This window comes from Nocardiopsis sp. TRM 82005, assembly GCF_056312425.1.
Genome location: NZ_JBWDTQ010000001.1, coordinates 52,411 through 66,085 on the forward strand (window position 1 = coordinate 52,411; position 13,675 = coordinate 66,085).

Below are 13,675 nucleotides of genomic sequence, written 5' to 3' on the forward strand. Positions count from 1 at the left end.
GATGACCATGCGTGAGACCTTCGCCGCCACCGTCAACCGGGCCATGGACGACGACCCCCGGATCGCCGTCGTGCTGGCCGCCATCTCCGCGGGGATGTTCCGCGGCTCCGCCGCCCGGCACCCCGACCGGGTGATCGACGTGGGCGTCCGGGAGCAGGCCATGATCGGGGTGGCCGGAGGGCTGGCCCTGTCCGGGATGCGGCCGATCGTGCACAGCTACGCGCCGTTCCTGGTGGAACGGCCCTTCGAGCAGATCAAGCTGGACTTCGGCCACCAGGACACCGGCGCCGTCCTGGTGAGTGTCGGCGGTTCCTACGACGCCGCCAGCGCGGGTCGCACGCACCAGTCCCCCGGCGACGTGGCCCTGTTGGACACCCTGCCGGGGTGGACGGTGTACGCGCCCGGCCACCCGGACGAGGTGCGCGACGCCCTGGCGGCCGCGATCCCGGGGGAGCACCGCGTGTACGTGCGGCTGTCGGAGGCCGTCAACCGGGCGCCGCTGCCCGTCAGCGGGCGCTTCGACGTGCTGCGGACGGGGTCGCCGCGCTCGGCCGGGGTGGTGGTGGCCGTCGGTCCGATGCTGGACCGGGTGCTGGAGGCGACCGCCGGTCTGGACGTGACCGTCGCCTACACGGCCACCGTGCGGCCGTTCGACCGCGAGGGGCTGAGCGCGCTGGCCGGCGCGGCGGGCAACGCGGACGTGCTCGTGGTGGAGCCGTACCTGCGGGGGACCTCCGCGCACGAGGTGGCCGAGGCGCTGGCCGACCGGCGCCACCGCCAACTGGGGTTGGGGGTCGTCCGGGACCACGAGGTACGCGCCTACGGGACCCCGGCGCAGCACGCGCAGGTCCACGGGCTGGACACGGAGGGGATCGCCAAGGCCGCCAGGGGCTTCTTCCTGGTGTAGGCGTGCCGGCCGCCAGACCTGCCCGGGGCCTTGCGTGGTGCGGTCCCGGGCGGCTTCCCGGCTTCCCCGCCGCGGGACCGGTGTACCGGAGGGCCGGGCGGCTCCGGCCGTCGCGTCCGGCGCTGGGCTGAGTGGTTACGGTGGCGACCATGACCACTCAACAGGACCTCGCGGCGCGCCACCCCGACGTCCGGTTCGTCCGCATGGCACCCGGCGAGCACGGGAGCGGCGCTGTCTGGAAGATCACCCCGAAGGGCGCGGACAGCCCCGTCATGTACGCCCGCACCGACGAACAGGCTGACCGGTACGCGGAGACCGTCGCCGGGCTGCCGTGGCCCTGACACGGACCGGAACGGCCGGGCGGTCCGTGCACCACGGCACTGCCACCACAATGGGTACTGATGAATCTGGTCAATCTTCAGGACGTGTCCCTGGCCTACGGGCCGCTCGTGCTCCTCGACAAGGTGTCGCTCGGCGTCGAGGAGGGTGAACGCATCGGCGTCGTCGGCCGCAACGGCGGCGGCAAGTCCACGCTGATCTCCGTGCTCTCCGGCATCACCGCACCCGACTCCGGGCGGGTCGTGCACAACCGCGGGCTGCGCGTCGGCTTCCTGCACCAGCGCGACACCTTCCCCGACACCACGGTCGGGGAGTTCGTCCTGGGCGACCGCGCCGAACACGAGTGGGCGGGCGACGCCCGCATCCGCGACATCCTGCGCGGACTCCTCGGCGGCTGGGCACTGGACACCCCGATGTCCGGCCTCTCCGGCGGAGAGCGCCGCCGCTCCGGCCTGGCCCGGCTCCTGGTCGACGACCACGACCTCATCGCCCTGGACGAGCCCACCAACCACCTCGACATCGAGGGCATCGCCTGGCTCGCCGAGCACCTGCGGAAGCGGCCCGAGTCGCTCGTGGTCGTCACTCACGACCGCTGGTTCCTGGACGCCGTCACCACCCGCACCTGGGAGGTCGGGCGCGGCACCGTCGAGCGTTACGAGGGCGGCTACGCCGCCTACGTCCTGGCCAAGGCCGAGCGCGAGCGCCAGTCGGCCGCCGCCGAGGAGCGCCGCCAGAACCTCATGCGCAAGGAGCTGGCCTGGCTGCGCCGCGGCGCGCCGGCCCGCACCTCCAAGCCCAAGTTCCGCGTCGAGGCGGCCAACCAGCTCATCGCCGACGAGCCGCCGGTCCGCGACACCGTCGAACTCGTCCGCTTCGCCAGCTCCCGGCTCGGCAAGACCGTCATCGACCTCAAGGACGTGACGGTCTCCGTCCCCGACCGGGTCCTGCTCGACGACCTCACCTGGCAGCTGGGCCCCGGCGACCGGATCGGCCTGGTCGGGGTGAACGGCGCGGGCAAGTCCACCCTGCTCAACATCCTCGCCCGGGAGCGCGACCCCGACACCGGCAGGGTCCGCACCGGCCAGACCGTCAAGCTCGCCCACCTCTCCCAGAACGTCGTCGAACTCGACCCCGCGGCCCGCCCCCTCCAGGCGGTCATGGAGATCCGCGAGCACATCGCCATCGGCAAGCGCGACTACACCGCCAGCCAGATGCTGGAGCGGTTCGGGTTCCGGGGCGAGCGCCAGTGGACCCCGATCGGCGACCTGTCCGGCGGTGAGCGCCGGCGCCTCCAGCTGCTGCGCCTGCTCATGGACGAGCCCAACGTGCTGCTGCTGGACGAGCCCACCAACGACCTGGACATCGAGACCCTCACCGAGCTGGAGGACCTGCTCGACGGCTGGCCGGGCTCCCTGGTGCTGGTCAGCCACGACCGCTACTTCCTGGAGCGCATCACCGACCGGGTACTGGCCCTGATGGGCGACGGCAGCCTGGCGTTCCTGCCCGGCGGCGTGGACGAGTACCTGGAGCGCCGCGCGGAGAGCGCCGGAGAGGCCACCGTTCCGCAGGGCGCCTCCGAGGTGGCCGAGGCGGCCTCGGACGCGCGGCCCGCCGTGTCGGCGGCCGAGCGGCGCGCCGCTCGGAAGGAGATGCAGCGCGTCGAGCGGCGCATGGACCGCGTCACCAAGCGCGAGACGGAGTTGCACGAGCTGATGGCCGCCGCGGCCGACGACTACGCCAGGCTCGCCGAACTCGACGCCGAGGCCAAGACCCTGGCCGCCGAGCGCGGCGAGCTGGAGGAGGCCTGGCTGGAGCAGGCCGAAGCCGCCGACGAATGAGACCCATGAGCTCTGACGGCCCCGGCCGACACCGTGTGCCGGGGCCGCCGTGCGAGTGATTTGACCTGTTTTCCGGGGAGAGAACCACTCACGGCGGCGTGTGCTCCAGCCCCCTGGTGAGGCCGCACACGCCGGGTGCCGATCCCCGCGAAGGCAGGAAGTGGACGTGATGAACGCCTTGGACCTGGACGAGATCCCGGTGACGCTGATCGACGGACGCCAGACGACGTTCGGCGAGTGGTCCGGCAAGGTGAGGCTGGTGGTCAACGTCGCCTCGCGCTGCGGTCTCACCCCGCAGTACGCGCGGCTGGAGGGGCTACAGCACAGGTACGGCGACAGGGGCTTCACCGTGCTCGGCTTCCCCAGCAACCAGTTCCTCCAGGAGTTCGGCAGCGACAGGAAGATCTCCGGGTACTGCGCGGCCACGTGGGGCGTCACGTTCCCCATGATGAGCAAGGTGAGGGTCAACGGCAGGAACCGCCACCCCCTCTACGCCGAGCTCGCCTCGGTCCCCGACAGCGAGGGCAGGACCGGAAGGGTGCGGTGGAACTTCGAGAAGTTCCTCGTCCTCCCCGACGGCGCCGTCCACCGCTTCCGCCCCAACACGGTGCCGGACGCCCCCGAGGTCGTCGCCCTCATCGAGCAGTCGCTCCCCGAGAAGGCGGAGTAGCCGGCCGCCCGGGGCCCTCCACCGGGCGGCCGGGCCGCCGCTGGTGCCGGTCAGCGCACCTGGTCGGCGAAGACGTCCGCGATCTCCTGTGCGCCGGCCTTGTTGGTGTGGATGTCCGGTCCGCGCTCGCTGTCGCACATCCACGTGTAGTCGCAGATGTTCTGGAGGTTGGCGGGCATCCCGGTGTCGCTGTCGGCGGGTACCTCCTCGTTGGTCGGCTCGAACACCGAGTCCACGTCCGCCACGTCGATCCCCTCGGCCTCGTAGGCGTCGGTGAGCGTCTCGTTGACCTCGGTGAGGATCTCCACCGCCTCCTCGGCGAGCCCGCTACGGGCCTCCTTCTCGGGGAAGAGCTCCTCGGCCTCCTCCGCGGAGGCCGCCGCCTGGTGCGCGGGATCGTCGTCCATCAGCAAAAACGCCAGGAACGGGTTGTAGTAGGTCATCGCGATGATCTGCGTGTCGGGCCCGGCCGCCGCGCGCAGCCGTTCGGCGATCACGGGGACCTCCTCCTCCAGCCGCTCCAGGCCCCCGTCCACGCACTCGGAGTCGATGTCGACGTCCTCGGAGTCCGGCGCCCTGCCGTCGGGGGCGTTCACCCCCCGCACGCAGCTGGTGAAGTTGTTCGCGCCGATGGTGAGGGTCACCAGGTCCACCTCGCCCTCGTGCCCGGTGAGGAACGCCTCGGCCTCCTCCAGCTGTGAGCCGCCGCCGTAGCGCTCCTCGCAGCGGGGCAGCCCGCCCTCCATGAAGGTGGTGGTGTCCTCGCCCGCGCACCCCATCCGCTCGTGCCGCAGCCCGGGGCCGTCCTCGCGCAGAGTGCGGTACAGGATGTCGGTGTACCCGTCCGAGGTCTCCACGGGGCGCCCCTCCTCGTCGGGCTGCACGCCCACGCTCAGCGAGTCGCCCAGGGACAGGTAGTAGTCCTCACCAGAGGCGGTTCCGTCACCGCCGCCACCACTGTCGCCGCCACCGCTCGCGCACCCCGCGGTCAGCACGACCGCGGCCGCCGCGAACATCCACCGGGTTCGCAACTGTCTCCTCCCACAGGGGCCGGATGCTGGGTACGTGCCCTGACACGGCCCAGCGTAGGGGCTTTCCCACGGCAGGGAGGGGTCTGGAGCACCTCCCGGCCGTGCGCGGCCCGAAGACCGGTGCGCCGGTCAGCGCACCTGGTCGGCGAAGACGTCCGCGATCTCCTGTGCGCCGGCCTTGTTGGTGTGGATGTCCGGTCCGCGCTCGCTGTCGCACATCCACGTGTAGTCGCAGATGTTCTGGAGGTTGGCGGGCATCCCGGTGTCGCTGTCGGCGGGTACCTCCTCGTTGGTCGGCTCGAACGCCGATCCCCCGCCACCGCTGTCATCGCCACCCGCGCACCCCGCGCACCCCGCGGCCAGCACGGCCACGGCCGCCGCGGACATCCACCTCTTCACCAGTCATCTCTCCAACCAAAGCCCGGAGTATGGTTCGCGCCCGGACGCGGGCCCGGCGAGAGACGGGTACCGCTCGGTAACTACCCTTGCGGACCGCCCGGGCCCCTGTCGAGGGGGACCAGGAGGCTTCTGAGTAACGATGCCAGCCGTTCCCGGTCGCCGTCGGCCATCGGAGCCAGGAGGCCCTCCTCGTAGCTCACCAGCGACGCCAGGGCCGTGTCGATGCGCTCGGTGCCCCGCTCGGTCAGCCGGACGAGCACTCCGCGCTTGTCGGTGGGGTCGGGGCGACGCCGCACCAGCCCGGCCGCGGCCAGCCGGTCCACCCGGTTGGTCATGGTCCCCGAGGTCACCAGAGTGGCGCGCAGCAGCCGTCCGGGGCTCAGCTCGTAGGGCGGTCCGGAGCGGCGCAGCTCGGCCAGCACGTCGAACTCCCAGGGCTCCAGTGAGTGCTCGGTGAAGACCGTGCGCCGGGCACGGTCCAGGTGGCGGGCGAGCCGGGACACCCGGCTGAACACCTCCAGGGGTGTCACGTCCACATCCGGGCGTTCGGAGCGCCACGCCTCGATCAGCCCATCCACCTCATCGCGCATGGGGACAGCTTATCTCTTGACATCAAGATAGTGGGGCGGGTATGACACGCATACCCGCCCCACATGTCAACAGACGCCGGGGAGTCAGCCCGACCTGCGCCGCTTGCTCTGTAGCCTCGGTTTGGGCTCCAGGCTCGACAGCCCGTTCCACGCCAGGTTGACCAGGTGCGCCGCGACCACCTCGCGCTTGGGCTTGCGCACCTCCAGCCACCACTGGCCGGTCAGCGCCCACATGCCCACCAGGGCCTGGGAGTACATGGGCGCGAGCGCCGGGTCGTAGCCGTGCTCGGCGAACTCGTCGACCATGATGTGCTCGACCTGGCTGGCGATGTCGTTGATCAGACTGGCGAAACTTCCCGTGCCGGAGGCCACGTGGGAGTCGCGGGTCAGCACCCGGAACCCCGTCGTGTTCTCCTCCACGTACCGCAGCAGGGCCAGCGCCGCGCTCTCGATCTTGCTCCGCGCGTTGTCGGCGGTGAGGGCCTCGCCCATCATCCCCAGGAGGGTGCGCATCTCCCGGTCGACCACGACCGCGTAGATGCCCTCCTTGCCGCCGAAGTGCTCGTACACCACGGGTTTGGACACGCCCGCCCGTGCGGCGATCTCCTCAACGGAGGACGCGTCGAACCCGCGTTCGGCGAACAGCTCCCGGCCGATCTCCACAAGCTGTTGCCGACGCTCCTTGCCCGTCATGCGCTTGCGGCGCACGCGGATCCTCTGATCGCTGTCGGCTACTCCCATGATGGCTACCGATCCTAGAGGCTGACCCGTTTGGCGGCGAGTCGCTCGTTGTTGGGCCAGCGGACCTTGGTGGCCCAGCCGAACTTCTCGAACGCCCAGATGACGCGGGCGGAGATGTCGACCTGGCCCTTGAGCACGCCGTGGCGGGCGCAGGTGGGATCGGCGTGGTGCAGGTTGTGCCAGGACTCGCCGAAGGACGGGATGGCCAGCCACCACACGTTGCGGGAGCGGTCGCGCACCTCGAAGTTCTCCTCGCCGATGGTGTGGCAGATGGAGTTGATCGACCAGGTGACGTGGTGCAGCAGGGCGACACGGACCAGGCTCGCCCAGAAGAACGCGGTCAGCGCGCCCCACCAGGACATGGTCACCAGGCCGCCGATGAGGGCCGGCGCTCCCAGGGAGAAGAGCACGAGCGGCAGGAACAGCTTGTCGACGAGGACGATGTCCTTGTCCTTGAGAAGGTCGGGCGCGAAGCGGCGCGGCGAGGTCTTCTTGTCGTCCAGGTACATCCACGCCATGTGCGCGTAGTACAGGCCCTTGGCCACCGACTTCCAGTCGTCGCCGAAGCGCCACGGCGAGTGCGGGTCGCCCTCGGCGTCGGCGTACTTGTGGTGGCGGCGGTGGTCCGCCACCCACTTGATGACGCTGCCCTCGATGGCCAGGGAGCCGGCGACGGCGAGCGCGATACGCAGCGGGCGCTTGGCCTTGAACGAGCCGTGCGTGAAGTGCCGGTGGAAGCCGACCGTGATCCCCAGGCCACTGATCACGTAGAAGACCGAGGCGATGGCGATGTCGGTGAGGCTCAGCCCCCAGCCCCAGAAGAAGGGCACCGACGCCAGCAGGGCGATCAGCGGGACGAACACGAAGGCGAAGACCGTGTATCGCTCGGCCCTGCCCCTCAGTTCGGGTTCGTACTCAGGGATCGTCTCACGTTTTTTCCCGGTGTTTTTGGTGGGCATCTCGGGAGCGGCTGTCATGGATTTTTCCCCGTCCGTCGGACCGTCAGGCAACGTCGTCGCGGTCAGGACGGCGTCTGAGGGGTGCGGAAGCACCCGTCGCGGCGACCCAACCTATTCCTACGTAACCGTAACCTACGACCCCGTAGGTTTGGCAAGCTCCGCACAAGAGGCGCTATCTTGGTGGCTGGCGTACGGGTGCGGCATGTTCCAACCCAACGCGTTCCCGGATGATGTAATCGGCAGCATGTGGGGTTTTGGTCCCCATCGTCCAGGTTCGAGCCCTGGTCCGGGAGCTGTTCCGGCTCCGCGTGTACGCGCGGGAAAGGCCCTCGGCGCGATCGCGGGTCCGCTCCGCGACCAAAGCGGGAGCGCCCGTACCGTGCCGGGGACGTCACCCGGGGTGGACGGCCGGCGTGCGCAGGGGTGAAGCGTCACATCTCACACGCCTCTCGCGCGACACGCCGGAAGCCGAGTCACAGGCGGTGGGCCGGACACCGGCCGCTCACCCCGGCGCCACGCGCCCGTTGGGGTGCGGTGACGCGCATGTATCCTTCCCATGTCGGCCGCTGGTCATCCGACGGCCGCCCGTGCGGCATGCGGGGCGCGCCGCCGAGGGGTGAGCCGACAGCTCAGTCACCAGCTATCACGAGGGGTCTCCTTCAGTGAGCGTGAACCGTCCGGCTGCCGTCATCGTCCTCGCGGCGGGCGAGGGCACCCGAATGAAATCGAAGCTTCCCAAGGTTCTCCACGAACTCAGTGGCCGCAGCATGCTTGGCCATGTGCTCGCGTCGGCGCGGGAACTCGACCCCCAGAACTCCGTCGTGGTCGTCGGCCACGCCCGCGACCAGGTCAGGGCCCACCTGGAGGAGATCGCGCCCGAGGCCACCACCGCGGTCCAGGAGGAGCAGAACGGCACCGGCCACGCCGTGCGCATGGCGGTCGAGGACCTGGCTGCCAAGGGCACCAAGCTCAGCGGCACCGTGGTCCTGACCTGCGGCGACACCCCGCTCCTGCGCGGCTCCACGCTCTCCGAGCTCGTGGCCGCCCACGACAAGGACGGCAACGCCGTCACCGTGCTCTCGGCGCGGGTGCCCGACCCCCACGGTTACGGCCGCATCGTCCGCGACACCGACGGTGAGTTCACCGAGATCGTCGAGCACGCCGACGCCGCCCCCGGGCAGCACGCGATCGACGAGATCAACTCGGGCATGTACGCCTTCGACGGCGCGCTGCTCTCCGAGGTCGTCCAGCGCCTGTCCACCGACAACGCCAAGGGCGAGGAGTACGTCACCGACGCCGTCGCCCTGCTGCGCGGAGACGGCCACCGGGTCGGCGCCTGGATCGCCGGCGACTGGCACGAGGTCCAGGGCGTCAACAACCGCGTCCAGCTCTCCGAGGCCCGCCGCGTCCTCAACGACCGCCTGCTCACCGAGCACATGCTCGCCGGGGTCACCGTCGTCGACCCCGCCACCACCTGGGTGGACGCGCAGGTCTCCATCGGCCGGGACACCGTGCTCGAACCGGGCACCCGGCTGATGGGCGCGACCACCGTCGACGAGGACGTGGTGGTCGGCCCCCGCACGGACCTGAGGGACACGGTCGTGGGCGCGGGCGCCACGGTGAGCGAGACCACCGCGGACCGGGCCGAGATCGGCCCCGGGGCCAGCGTCGGCCCCTACACCTACCTACGGCCGGGCACCCGCCTGGCCGAGCGGGCCAAGGCCGGTGCCTTCGTCGAGGTCAAGAACTCGAACGTCGGCACCGAGTCCAAGATCCCGCACCTGACCTACGTCGGCGACGCGGACATCGGGGTGGGCAGCAACATCGGCTGTTCTTCGGTGTTCGTCAACTACGACGGGGTCAACAAGTCCCGGAGCGTCATCGGCGACCACGTCAGGGTCGGCAGCGACAACACCATCGTCGCTCCGGTCCACGTGGGCGACGGCGCCTACTCCGGGGCGGGGACCGTGGTCCGAGACGACGTGCCGCCCGGCGCGCTGGCGGTCTCCGAGGGGCATCGCCAGCGCAACGTCGAGGGCTGGACCCGGCGCAAGCGCCCCGGGACGGCCTCCGCCGAGGCGGCGGACAAAGCCGATCGGCACAGAGCCGACGACGAGCAGTGACTGTGGGGGAGAAACACGTGACCGGGATGAAGGCCACCGGCCAGAAGAACCTGATGCTGTTCTCGGGGCGCACGCACCCGAGCCTGGCCGAGGAGGTCGCGAAGGAACTGGGGATCGACGTGGTCCCCACCCGGTTCGACACCTTCGCCAACAGCGAGATCTTCGTGCGTTACCTGGAGTCGGTGCGCGGCTGTGACGCGTTCGTCATCCAGCCTCACTTCGATCCGGTCAACGAGTCCATCATGGAGCACCTGATCATGGTGGACGCGCTCAAGCGCGCGTCCGCCAAGCGGGTCACCGTGGTCACTCCGTTCCTCGGGTACGCCCGCCAGGACAAGAAGCACCGTGGCCGCGAACCGATCTCGGCCCGTCTGGTGACCGACCTGTTCCGGACCGCGGGCGCGGACCGGATGATGGCCGTCGACCTGCACACCGACCAGATCCAGGGCTTCTTCGACGGCCCGGTGGACCACCTGTTCGCGCTGCCGATACTGGCCGACCACATCGCCGGCCGGGTCGACCCGGCCGAGATCACCGTGGTCTCCCCGGACGCGGGCCGTGTGCGTACCGCCGACCGCTGGGCGGACCGGCTCGGCTCGCCGCTGGCGATCATCCACAAGCGCCGCGACCCGGACGTCGCCAACCAGGTGAAGGTCCACGAGGTCGTCGGTGAGGTCGAGGGCCGCACCTGTGTGCTGGTCGACGACATGATCGACACCGGCGGCACCATCGTGAAGGCCTCGGAGGCACTGTTCGAGCAGGGCGCGGCCAAGGTCCTGGTGGCCGCCACACACGGCGTGCTGTCGGGCCCGGCGGCCGAGCGCTTGCAGAACTCGCGGATCTCCGAGGTGATCATCACCAACTCGCTGCCCATCCCGGAGGAGCGCTCCTTCGAGAAGCTCACCCAGCTCTCGATCGCTCCGCTGGTGGCCCGCGCGATCAGCGAGGTCTTCACGGACGGCTCGGTAACGAGCCTGTTCGAGTAGGCCGACGAGCGGGGCGTGCGTTCGTCCCGCTCGCGGGTCGCCGGTTCCGTCGACACGCCCGCCGCCCTTTTCCGGGCCCCCGAGGGGAGGGCGAGCGGGGCATGTTCGGAGTCGTCGGTGGAGCCAGTAGACTTGGCCGAGTGTCCCCGTGCCCAGGCGGAGTCCCGTGAGGCTGCGTGTGAAAGTACGGGCAGGGGTGCGCGACGAGCGTTCCCGGGCCGGACGGGTCCGGTGGCGGCTCGCCGGGCACGCCTGGAACCAGGGCGGTCGCGTCCCCCGAACCGCGGGGTGACCCCGCCGCATTCCCCGCCGAGTGCGGGAATCGTTCGTACTACTGGAGTCGTGTTCCCCGTGCTGCGGGGTTGAACCCGAGGAGTTTTGTCGTGTCCGAGGTACGTATCGCTGCCGAGCCCCGCACGGAATTCGGCAAGGGCGCCTCTCGTCGCGCCCGCCGCGCGGGTAAGGTGCCGGCCGTCCTCTACGGCCACGGCACCGAGCCCCGCCACCTGAACCTGCCGGGCCATGAGCTCATGCTCGCCCTGAAGACCCCCAACGTCCTCATCCGTCTCGACGGCGTGGACAAGGACAATCTGGCCCTGCCCAAGAGCGTGCAGCGTGACGCCATCAAGGGCTTCCTGGAGCACGTCGACCTGCTGGTCGTCTCCAAGGGCGAGAAGGTCGAGGTCGAGATCCCGGTCCACCTGACCGGCGAGGTTCAGGCCCCGGGTGTGCTCACCCAGGCGCTCGTCACCGTGGCCGTCGAGGCCGAGGCCACCCACATCCCCGAGGGTGTGGACTTCGACGTCGAGGGTCTGGAGGCCGGCACCACGAAGACCGCCGCCGACCTCGATCTGCCCACCGGCGCTTCCCTGGTCTCCGACCCCGAGACCGTCCTGCTGACCGTCTCCACTCCGCGTGTGTCGGACGAGCCGGAGACCAGCGAGGAGGCCGCTGAGGCCGAGGAGGCCGCCGCCGAGTAGGGCGTGCGTGCTCCTCGCACTCGAAGAACGCGCGGTTCCCGGAAAGGGGCCGCGCGTTCGTCGTGTCGGCGGCCGTGTCGATAGGGTCGTGCCCCATGGGGAACTGGTGGGGCAGGTTGTTCGGCGGCGGCGCCGGCAAGAGCGGGGCCGACGGTGCGAGCGCTGACGGAAAGAACGAGGACATGGCTGAGACCGAGCGCTGGCTCGTCGTGGGACTGGGCAATCCGGGCCCCAGATACGCCGGGAACAGGCACAACGCCGGTTTCCTGGTGGTGGACGCGCTCGCCGCGGGCGAGCGCTGGAAGGCGCACAAGACGCACGCCGAAGTGGTGGAGACCCGTCTGGACGGCGTGCCGGTGGTGCTGGCCAAGCCGCGGAGCTTCATGAACCTGTCGGGCGGCCCGGTGGCCGGGCTGGCCCGGTTCTACAAGGTGCCGGTCGAGCGGATCATCGTGGTGCACGACGAGCTGGACATCGACTACGGCGCGCTCAAGCTCAAGAAGGGCGGCGGCCCGGGCGGGCACAACGGCCTGAAGTCGATCAGCTCGTCCCTGTCCAGCCCCGACTACATCCGGGTGCGCTTCGGGGTGGGACGCCCGCCCGGCAGGACGGACCCGGCCGCGTACGTGCTCAAGGACTTCTCCTCCGCCGAGCGCGCTGACCTGGACCTGAACGCCGAGCGCGCGGCCGACGCGGTCCGTACGGTCCTCACCGACGGTCTGGGCCGGGCGCAGAACATCTACCACACCGCCGCCTGAGCGGCTCGGGTGCGCTCCGGAGCGCGCGGGCCGTGCCCGCCGCCGACGGACCGGCGGCGGGCACGGGGACGCGGTGGCGCCGGAGAGCCGTCCGGCTACCGGACGCCGACGGCCCGGGGCGGACGGCCCCCCCAGCCGCCCCCGGCCTCCAGGAGGGTGGACTTCAGGGTGAAGTAGGCGGGCTTGGGCCGGAACCCCTCGTCCATGACCGTCGCGGAGCCCTCGCCCTCGAAGAACACCGGCACCCAGGAGTACTTGTCGGTGAAGCCCCAGATGGTGAAGGAACCGCAGCCCTCCACGTTCAGGCACGCTGAGAGCGCCTGCTCGTAGTAGCTGGACTGCTGCTCCAGCTGCTCCGGGGCCGGCCTCCCGCCCTCGGGCAGCCGCATGCGCACGTCCACCTCGGTCAGGGCGGTGCCCAGGCCGAGGTCGTCGAAGCGCCGGAGGTTCTCCTCAAGGCTTCCGGGGAAGCCGTACTGGGTGCTCAGGTGCACCTGCGCGGAGAACCCGTGCACGGGCACGCCCTCGGCGAGCAGGTCCTGGACCAGTTCGTAGTAGGCGTCGCTCTTGGCGTTGACGTCCTCGACGCCGTAGTCGTTGAAGTACAGCTCCGCCGACGGGTCGGCCTCGTGGGCCCAGCGGAAGGCGTCGGCGATGATCTCCGGTCCGAGCTCACGGATCCAGATGTTGTCCTCGGTGCGCAGCTCGCCCGCGTCGTCGAAGATCTCGTTGGACACGTCCCACTGGTCGATCCGGCCCGCGTATCGCCCGGCGACGGTCGTGATGTGGTCGTGCAGGATCTCGCGCAGCTCCTCGTCGGAGAAGTCGCCCTCCTCCAGCCACTCGGGGTTCTGGCTGTGCCAGAACAGCGTGTGCCCGCGCACGTCCTGACCGTTGCGCTCGGCGAACTCCACGATGGAGTCGGCCATGTCGAAGTCGTACTCGCCCTGCTCGGGGTGGATGTACTCCCACTTCATCTGGTTCTCGGGGGAGACCGAGCCGAAGTGGCGCGCCAGGAGCTTGCGGTACTTCCTGTCCGAGGTGAAGGGGTCGGGGTAGTCCTGCTCCTCGTGGTGGCCGCCGCCCGCGACGGCGGTGCCGATGACGAGGTCCTCGGGAGCGGCCCAGCGCAGCGTGCCGGGCTTGGCGTGCTTGGGGTGGTCCGGTGGCCAGTGGCCGGGAGAGGGCTCCGCGGCCGCCGGAGCGGCCAGGAGGGGTACCGACAGCGCCGCCGCGGTGAGCACGGCGGTGATGAGGCGGACTGGCTTCATGGGGGGTCTCCACTTCTCGCACCGACGGAATTTCCGGAAAATTCCGTAACATGTGGGAAACGGACACTAAGCCGTTGACGTGC

13 protein-coding genes and 1 pseudogene are annotated in these 13,675 nt (G+C 70.5%); 8 read left to right on the forward strand and 6 right to left on the reverse strand.

What is annotated here, in order from left to right; all coding sequences use genetic code 11:
• Positions 1 to 7 precede the first annotated feature (7 nt).
• From AC0T5L_RS00205 to AC0T5L_RS00220, 4 genes are all read left to right on the forward strand, one after another.
• Positions 8 to 907 carry a transketolase family protein gene (locus tag AC0T5L_RS00205; protein WP_476163406.1) on the forward strand — a complete coding sequence of 300 codons (900 nt, stop codon included), beginning with the start codon at positions 8 to 10 and terminating at the stop codon, positions 905 to 907.
• Positions 908 to 1,056: 149 nt separating this feature from the next.
• Positions 1,057 to 1,248, forward strand: coding sequence for a hypothetical protein (locus AC0T5L_RS00210; RefSeq protein ID WP_476163247.1), 192 nt, complete (start codon positions 1,057 to 1,059; stop codon positions 1,246 to 1,248).
• Between the two features lie 60 nt (positions 1,249 to 1,308).
• A complete protein-coding gene (locus tag AC0T5L_RS00215; protein WP_476163248.1) occupies positions 1,309 to 3,084 on the forward strand; it encodes an ABC-F family ATP-binding cassette domain-containing protein in 1,776 nt (591 codons plus the stop codon).
• Positions 3,085 to 3,253: 169 nt separating this feature from the next.
• Positions 3,254 to 3,754: a glutathione peroxidase gene (locus AC0T5L_RS00220; protein ID WP_476163407.1), complete on the forward strand. Its 501-nt coding sequence runs from the start codon at positions 3,254 to 3,256 to the stop codon at positions 3,752 to 3,754.
• A gap of 50 nt (positions 3,755 to 3,804) precedes the next feature.
• Here AC0T5L_RS00220 and AC0T5L_RS00225 read toward each other — a convergent pair whose 3' ends face one another.
• The 5 genes and pseudogenes from AC0T5L_RS00225 to AC0T5L_RS00245 form a co-directional block, all read right to left on the reverse strand.
• Positions 3,805 to 4,770, reverse strand: coding sequence for a GDSL-type esterase/lipase family protein (locus AC0T5L_RS00225; protein ID WP_476163408.1), 966 nt, complete (start codon positions 4,768 to 4,770; stop codon positions 3,805 to 3,807).
• A gap of 144 nt (positions 4,771 to 4,914) precedes the next feature.
• Positions 4,915 to 5,088 (reverse strand): annotated as a pseudogene (locus AC0T5L_RS00230) (SGNH/GDSL hydrolase family protein); the annotation flags it as partial.
• A 176-nt stretch (positions 5,089 to 5,264) separates the two neighbouring features.
• Positions 5,265 to 5,774, reverse strand: coding sequence for a MarR family winged helix-turn-helix transcriptional regulator (locus AC0T5L_RS00235; protein ID WP_476163249.1), 510 nt, complete (start codon positions 5,772 to 5,774; stop codon positions 5,265 to 5,267).
• 84 nt (positions 5,775 to 5,858) lie between these two features.
• Positions 5,859 to 6,515, reverse strand: a complete 657-nt coding sequence (locus tag AC0T5L_RS00240; RefSeq protein ID WP_476163250.1) for a TetR family transcriptional regulator — start codon at positions 6,513 to 6,515, stop codon at positions 5,859 to 5,861.
• 14 nt (positions 6,516 to 6,529) lie between these two features.
• On the reverse strand, positions 6,530 to 7,492 hold the full coding sequence (locus AC0T5L_RS00245) for an acyl-CoA desaturase (RefSeq protein WP_476163251.1): 963 nt from the start codon (positions 7,490 to 7,492) through the stop codon (positions 6,530 to 6,532).
• A 644-nt stretch (positions 7,493 to 8,136) separates the two neighbouring features.
• On the opposite strand from AC0T5L_RS00245, the gene glmU reads away from it, so the two are divergent.
• The 4 genes from glmU to pth all read left to right on the forward strand — a co-directional run bounded on the left by glmU (position 8,137) and on the right by pth (position 12,321).
• The gene (glmU, locus tag AC0T5L_RS00250) at positions 8,137 to 9,597 is read left to right on the forward strand and encodes a bifunctional UDP-N-acetylglucosamine diphosphorylase/glucosamine-1-phosphate N-acetyltransferase GlmU (RefSeq protein ID WP_476163252.1); all 1,461 of its coding nucleotides are present in this window, start codon (positions 8,137 to 8,139) and stop codon (positions 9,595 to 9,597) included.
• Between the two features lie 17 nt (positions 9,598 to 9,614).
• Positions 9,615 to 10,583 carry a ribose-phosphate diphosphokinase gene (locus tag AC0T5L_RS00255; protein WP_476163253.1) on the forward strand — a complete coding sequence of 323 codons (969 nt, stop codon included), beginning with the start codon at positions 9,615 to 9,617 and terminating at the stop codon, positions 10,581 to 10,583.
• A 383-nt stretch (positions 10,584 to 10,966) separates the two neighbouring features.
• Positions 10,967 to 11,563, forward strand: a complete 597-nt coding sequence (locus AC0T5L_RS00260; protein ID WP_476163254.1) for a 50S ribosomal protein L25/general stress protein Ctc — start codon at positions 10,967 to 10,969, stop codon at positions 11,561 to 11,563.
• Positions 11,564 to 11,658: 95 nt separating this feature from the next.
• Positions 11,659 to 12,321, forward strand: a complete 663-nt coding sequence (pth, locus tag AC0T5L_RS00265; RefSeq protein ID WP_476163255.1) for an aminoacyl-tRNA hydrolase — start codon at positions 11,659 to 11,661, stop codon at positions 12,319 to 12,321.
• 95 nt (positions 12,322 to 12,416) lie between these two features.
• On the opposite strand, the gene AC0T5L_RS00270 is transcribed toward pth, so the two are convergent.
• The gene (locus AC0T5L_RS00270) at positions 12,417 to 13,592 is read right to left on the reverse strand and encodes an endo-1,4-beta-xylanase (protein WP_476163256.1); all 1,176 of its coding nucleotides are present in this window, start codon (positions 13,590 to 13,592) and stop codon (positions 12,417 to 12,419) included.
• Positions 13,593 to 13,675 lie beyond the last annotated feature (83 nt).

What these genes read in the sequence shown, in the direction of transcription:
- AC0T5L_RS00245 (WP_476163251.1), bottom strand. Translation starts at nt 7,492, where the DNA reads ATGACAGCCGCTCCCGAGATGCCCACCAAAAACACCGGGAAAAAACGT.
- AC0T5L_RS00220 (WP_476163407.1), top strand. Translation starts at nt 3,254, where the DNA reads ATGAACGCCTTGGACCTGGACGAGATCCCGGTGACGCTGATCGACGGA.
- AC0T5L_RS00210 (WP_476163247.1), top strand. Translation starts at nt 1,057, where the DNA reads ATGACCACTCAACAGGACCTCGCGGCGCGCCACCCCGACGTCCGGTTC.
- AC0T5L_RS00240 (WP_476163250.1), bottom strand. Translation starts at nt 6,515, where the DNA reads ATGGGAGTAGCCGACAGCGATCAGAGGATCCGCGTGCGCCGCAAGCGC.
- AC0T5L_RS00215 (WP_476163248.1), top strand. Translation starts at nt 1,309, where the DNA reads ATGAATCTGGTCAATCTTCAGGACGTGTCCCTGGCCTACGGGCCGCTC.
- AC0T5L_RS00235 (WP_476163249.1), bottom strand. Translation starts at nt 5,774, where the DNA reads ATGCGCGATGAGGTGGATGGGCTGATCGAGGCGTGGCGCTCCGAACGC.
- AC0T5L_RS00270 (WP_476163256.1), bottom strand. Translation starts at nt 13,592, where the DNA reads ATGAAGCCAGTCCGCCTCATCACCGCCGTGCTCACCGCGGCGGCGCTG.
- AC0T5L_RS00205 (WP_476163406.1), top strand. Translation starts at nt 8, where the DNA reads ATGCGTGAGACCTTCGCCGCCACCGTCAACCGGGCCATGGACGACGAC.
- pth (WP_476163255.1), top strand. Translation starts at nt 11,659, where the DNA reads ATGGGGAACTGGTGGGGCAGGTTGTTCGGCGGCGGCGCCGGCAAGAGC.
- AC0T5L_RS00225 (WP_476163408.1), bottom strand. Translation starts at nt 4,770, where the DNA reads ATGTTCGCGGCGGCCGCGGTCGTGCTGACCGCGGGGTGCGCGAGCGGT.